Below are 4,802 nucleotides of genomic sequence, written 5' to 3' on the forward strand. Positions count from 1 at the left end.
TCATCATCCTCGTCCTGGTGCTCACCGGCTTCCGCGAGGCCGTCTTCAAGGCGGTACCCGATCAGCTCAAGACCGCGATCTCCGTGGGCATCGGCCTGTTCATCGCGCTCATCGGCCTGGTGGACGCCAAGATGGTGCGCCGCGGCGGCACCCCCCTGGAGCTGGGCCTGGGCGGATCCCTTCAGGGGTGGCCGGTCCTCGTCTTCCTCTTCGGGCTCTTCCTCACGGTGGTGCTCTACGTGCGCAAGGTTCGCGGTGCCATCCTCATCGGCATCGCCTCGGCCACGGTCCTGGCCATCGTCATCGACGCCTTCGCCCACCTGGGCCCCTTCAACGACGATCCGGAGAAGGGCTCCCTCAACCTCACCGGCTGGTCCTTGTCCGAGCCGCATCTGACCGGTTTCCCGGTGGACCTGCCGAGCCTGTCGACGCTGGGCCACTTCAGCCTGCTGGGCAGTGTCCACAAGGTCGGCATCGTCTCGGTGGTCCTCCTGGTCTTCTCCCTGCTGCTGGCCGACTTCTTCGACACGATGGGCACCATGGTCGCCATCGGCGCCGAGGGCGACCTGCTCGACGAGCACGGCAACCCGCCCAAGACGCGCGAGATCCTCGTCGTCGACTCCCTGGCCGCCATCGCCGGTGGTGTCGGGGGTGTCTCCTCCAACACCTCCTACGTGGAGTCCGCCGCGGGTGTGGGGGAGGGGGCCCGCACGGGCCTGGCCTCCGTGGTCACCGGCTGCATGTTCGCCCTGTCCATGTTCTTCGCGCCGTTGGTCAAGATGGTCCCCTACGAGGCGGCCACCCCGGCGCTCGTGGTGGTTGGTTTCCTCATGATGATGCAGGTGACCGACATCGACTGGAAGTCCCCGGAGATTGCGCTGCCGGCCTTCCTGACCATCATCATGATGCCCTTCTCCTACTCGATCACCAACGGGATCGGGGCCGGCTTCGTGTCCTACCTGGTCATCGAGGTGGCTCAGGGACGGGCGCGGAAGATCCACCCGCTCATGTGGGTGGCCTGCGCGATGTTCGTCGTCTACTTCACCCTCGCCCCGATCAAGGCGATCCTCGGCGTCTCCTGACGAGCGCCGGCGGCCTCCGGCGGGAGCGCCGGAGGCCGTCCCTCATTGGGTGATGACGGTGTAAGTGTCCATATCTGCAGCAAAGGCTGTGAACGGCTTCGTTCCTTCGGATGCAAACCGCATGATTCCGCGGTTCATGCTGGTGAGGTGAGCGGCGTTGAGTTCCCTTTGCTGCAGATATGGACACTCGGCGCCTGTGGGCGGCATTCCGCTCCTCTTCACCTGTGCCTCGCGCCCCGGTACCGGGGTGTCTTCACGTACCTCGGGGCGCCGACGAAGGGCGGAGACAGTGGTTCTGCTCAATGACGGATCCGGGCCGCGCGCGGTGGTTGGTTATCACCATTGGTTGAGGATGGTGGGGTAGGTGTCGGGGGTGCCGAAGGTGAAGATGGAGCCGTTGGCCACGGGAGCGGTGGTGGTGGCTAGCTGGGCGGCGCGCTGGTAGTGGGGCGAGTCGGAGGCGAAGAACATCTTCCAGCCCGGCAGGTATCTGTAGGGCGGTGGAGTGGGGGTGACTGGAATGTCCTCACGGGTTAGGGTGCCGATAGTGTTAGGGGTGAACATGGTAGCGGTGGTGTGCATGAGGGTGTCGGCCAGGTTCTCGCTGGCGTCCAGGGCGGCCCCGAGTGCTTCTCCGATCATGAGTACGATGCCGGCGTTGCCGGGGTTGGGTTTGTTGAAGCTCAGCATGAGCTTGTTGCCTTGGCCGATCTGTCCTGAGAAGGCTGGTGTGAGACCGAATTTAGGGTTGTCGGAGATGGCTTGTACGCCGTGGATTAAGTGGAGGAGGTAGTCCTGGGTGATGGGGGGTGCCTGCTCGGCTTCCTCACGGCTTTCGGCGGTGGGGCGCCACAGGTCCAGGGAGGGGTGCAGGGGCCTGACCCGCTGGATCCACTCCCACACCCGGCGTCCCTCCGATACCGGGTCACCAAGCGCTCGCCGTTTGAAACTGAGGTCCCATCTCATGATTTATTTCCTCTCCAGTGGGTGGTGTTCGTAGTTTGTATGGTGAAGTTGGTTCACTTGGGTGGTGTGTGGATGAGTTCGATCTCGGTTGGGAATTCGTTGTCCATTTGTCGTTTCCAGAGTTCGTTGAAGGTTTCTTTCTCTGCGATGTGCCATTGGATCGGGGTGTCGGTGCCGGTGGCGCGTACGGCCTCGACCTGTTCCTTACCTATATCGATGAGTCCTTTCTTTTCCTTGATGATCTTTCCTTTTGTCTCGCTGTATCTTTCGGGTGTGGTATTCGGTTCGTCCGACCAGTCTGACTTGATGCGGAAGGCGTAACCTTCCCCCTTGGCGTCAACGAGGGCGAAGCCGTTGTAGCCGTCGAACTCTTTACCGTTGACATAATAGGAGTGTTCGATGGGGACTCCGGTGACCTGCTCCTCGTAGGCTTGGGATCGCGGTGAGCCGTAGTTCTTCCCTTCTCCCCACAGGCCAGGTCCCCCGTCGGAGCGTCCGGGTCTGGGGGTGCGCAGCCCGGGGTAGTGGATGCCGGCACGGGGATTGAGGCCCCTGCGGGCCTGGGCGTGGGCGAAGCGTTTGACGGGTTTGGCGGCCCGTGCGGTTTTGGCGGCGTAGCCGGCGCCGCGCAGGGCTTTGCCTCCGGGGATGATGGCCATGGCGGCCAGGCCGGCGTCGGCAGCAATCTCGAGGTCGTTGTGGGTGTCCAGGTAGTGGCCGGTGGCGCCCCAGGGGTCCCGCATGAACTGAGAGGCGGGACGGGCCGCGTCCAGGGCGGTGGCGATGCCGAGCCCTACGCTGAAGGCCAGGCCAAGGGTGCCCCCGGACAGGAGGACGGCGGCGGCGCCAATGAGGACCAGGGCGGCCTTCTCAGTGGGGCTCATGGACTCCCAGACCGCTGCGAGCGTGTCCAGGATGCCGGCGAACCAGAAGGTGGGCAGCCCGCTGAGGCGCTGGTTGAGCTCGGTCACCACAGGCGGTACGACGGTGTAGATGATCCAGGCTCCGGCCAGGGCTGATACTGCGGCCAGGACCGAGGTGGCCCAGCGATGGGGGCCGGCGTCGAGCTGACGGCGTGCAGCCAGGTCACGGGCGATGCGATGCTCGGCCCAGGCCTGCAGGAACAGGCGGGGTCGGCGGGTGGTGGCCGCCTGAGCCAGGGCGAGTCTGAGCCGGTGGGCCTTGGCCCTGGCGGCGGCTGCTACCTCGATGACGTCGGCGCCCCACCTGCCCACAACGCCACCAGGCAGGCCCTGGGGCGCACCCGGCCCGCCACCCGGCCCGGAGAGGGAACGCGCGTAGCCGCCCAGGCGCATCACCCGGGCATCCAGGAGGAGCGCGACGACGAGCATCATCAGAAGCAGCCAGCCCCGGCCATGCCCGGTTCCGGCCATGGTGCTCGTGGTCTCGACGATAGGCCAGGGGGCTTCGCCCTTGGTAGCGCCCCAGACCTTGACGACGCGCTCGTCAGTGAACCAGTTGGTGCTCGCGGTCGTGGCGTTGGCCGCCATGTGGTCGACGATCGCCACCCACAGCATGCCCAGGGGCAGGCCCAGGGCTGTGCAGCGCAGGCAGACGCCTACGGCGGGGTGATGGTGTCTCGCGCGCCACCACAGGTGCCGCGCCAAGCCGATGCTCACGGCCACCAGGCCGGTGACAATGGCGTGCCCCGCATAGGTTACAGGGCCGGGGAACGCGTCGGCGAACGGTCAAAGGCTGAAGGTGTGAGCGTGTATGCACTCGACGATTCCCGCAGGGTCCTCAGGGCATATCGCCTTGGACAACTGAAACCCCGGGGTGTTTCCGACGATGAACACCAGGCGCCGGGCGACCTCCTCGACCGCCATGAAGCCCGCCCCGCAGGCGACCCCCAGGACGAGCCAGTCCTGAATGAGTAGCCGGCGCACTCGTCCCGGTGCGATGACCGCCACCAGGCAGATGGGGGCGAGCTTGGCCAGCTCTTCGACGACGCCGGCGATCACGACCTGCGAGGCCGTTTGGCTCACCGCCACTCCCGCCGCAGCCGCGACCTGGAAGGAGAGCCACCCAACGGCCCCGGCCCACGGCATGGACAGGGCGAAGACACTCGAAGTCAGGCCCCAGGAGACGGTCTTGCCCCGCGCCAGCCAGAAGCAGACCGCCACGATCCAGAAGCAACCGGCCCAGGCACCCAGCACCGTCCGGGCCACTGGAGATACGGCCAGCGCCACCGCCACGATCAGCAGGCTCACCCAGGTCAGCACCATCCGCACCCGCATCAGGACACGGAGGGCCCGAAACCTCATCAGGAGGCCGCCCAGGTGCTCCCACCACTCCAGGCGCACCGGTGCCCCGTCCAGGTTCAACGAGGACGCGGCCGAACGGTCAGGGGAACGAGGCGCCGGCGCGGCCGCAGGCGTCTGGGGTGCGGCGACCGGCGCGGGCCCCGAGGGCGGCATGGGCCCCGTCGTCGTCGCCATCGCGGGTCCTGTCCCCGCCTCCGACTGCGCAGATCTCGTCGCCGTCACTGGTGCGGGCATCAGCCCGTACTGCCTCGACGACGCCGGGGCAGCCGCAGGAGCAGGAGGTACGGCACCGGCCGGAACACCTTCCGACGGTGCCACCCGACCGTAGCCGGGCGCCGCCGTCGGCTCGGACGGGTGGCCGGTATGGGCGCCGCTGGAGCCCGGCATGATCCCGTACGACGCACCCGGCGCTCCGCCATGGCCACCAGGCCCCTGCGCCCCGGGCACTGGGGCGGCGGACCGGCTGGCC

At 67.0% G+C, this 4,802-nt stretch carries 5 protein-coding genes; 1 reads left to right on the forward strand and 4 read right to left on the reverse strand.

The window, feature by feature from the left end; translation table 11 throughout:
* On the forward strand, positions 1-1,082 hold a 1,082-nt coding region (locus RWR81_RS12365), incomplete at its 5' end, for an NCS2 family permease (protein WP_314458026.1).
* A 42-nt stretch (positions 1,083-1,124) separates the two neighbouring features.
* On the opposite strand, the gene RWR81_RS12370 is transcribed toward RWR81_RS12365, so the two are convergent.
* The 4 genes from RWR81_RS12370 to RWR81_RS12385 all read right to left on the reverse strand — a co-directional run bounded on the left by RWR81_RS12370 (position 1,125) and on the right by RWR81_RS12385 (position 4,507).
* Positions 1,125-1,289 (reverse strand): hypothetical protein, encoded by a 165-nt coding sequence (locus tag RWR81_RS12370; protein WP_314458027.1) that lies wholly within the window; start codon positions 1,287-1,289, stop codon positions 1,125-1,127.
* Between the two features lie 129 nt (positions 1,290-1,418).
* Complete coding sequence (locus tag RWR81_RS12375) at positions 1,419-2,048, reverse strand: hypothetical protein (protein WP_314458028.1); 630 nt, start codon at positions 2,046-2,048, stop codon at positions 1,419-1,421.
* 53 nt (positions 2,049-2,101) lie between these two features.
* Positions 2,102-3,688, reverse strand: a complete 1,587-nt coding sequence (locus RWR81_RS12380) for a Tox-REase-5 domain-containing protein (protein ID WP_314458029.1) — start codon at positions 3,686-3,688, stop codon at positions 2,102-2,104.
* Between the two features lie 69 nt (positions 3,689-3,757).
* A complete protein-coding gene (locus RWR81_RS12385) occupies positions 3,758-4,507 on the reverse strand; it encodes a PrsW family glutamic-type intramembrane protease (RefSeq protein ID WP_314458030.1) in 750 nt (249 codons plus the stop codon).
* Positions 4,508-4,802: the final 295 nt, after the last annotated feature.

The sequence above is a fragment of the uncultured Actinomyces sp. genome (assembly GCF_963526355.1).
Classification (GTDB): Bacteria; Actinomycetota; Actinomycetes; order Actinomycetales; family Actinomycetaceae; genus Actinomyces.

Excerpts from the sequence above, each read along its gene's own strand:
- RWR81_RS12385 (WP_314458030.1), bottom strand. The coding sequence starts at position 4,507 with ATGGCGACGACGACGGGGCCCATGCCGCCCTCGGGGCCCGCGCCGGTC.
- RWR81_RS12375 (WP_314458028.1), bottom strand. The coding sequence starts at position 2,048 with ATGAGATGGGACCTCAGTTTCAAACGGCGAGCGCTTGGTGACCCGGTA.
- RWR81_RS12370 (WP_314458027.1), bottom strand. The coding sequence starts at position 1,289 with ATGCCGCCCACAGGCGCCGAGTGTCCATATCTGCAGCAAAGGGAACTC.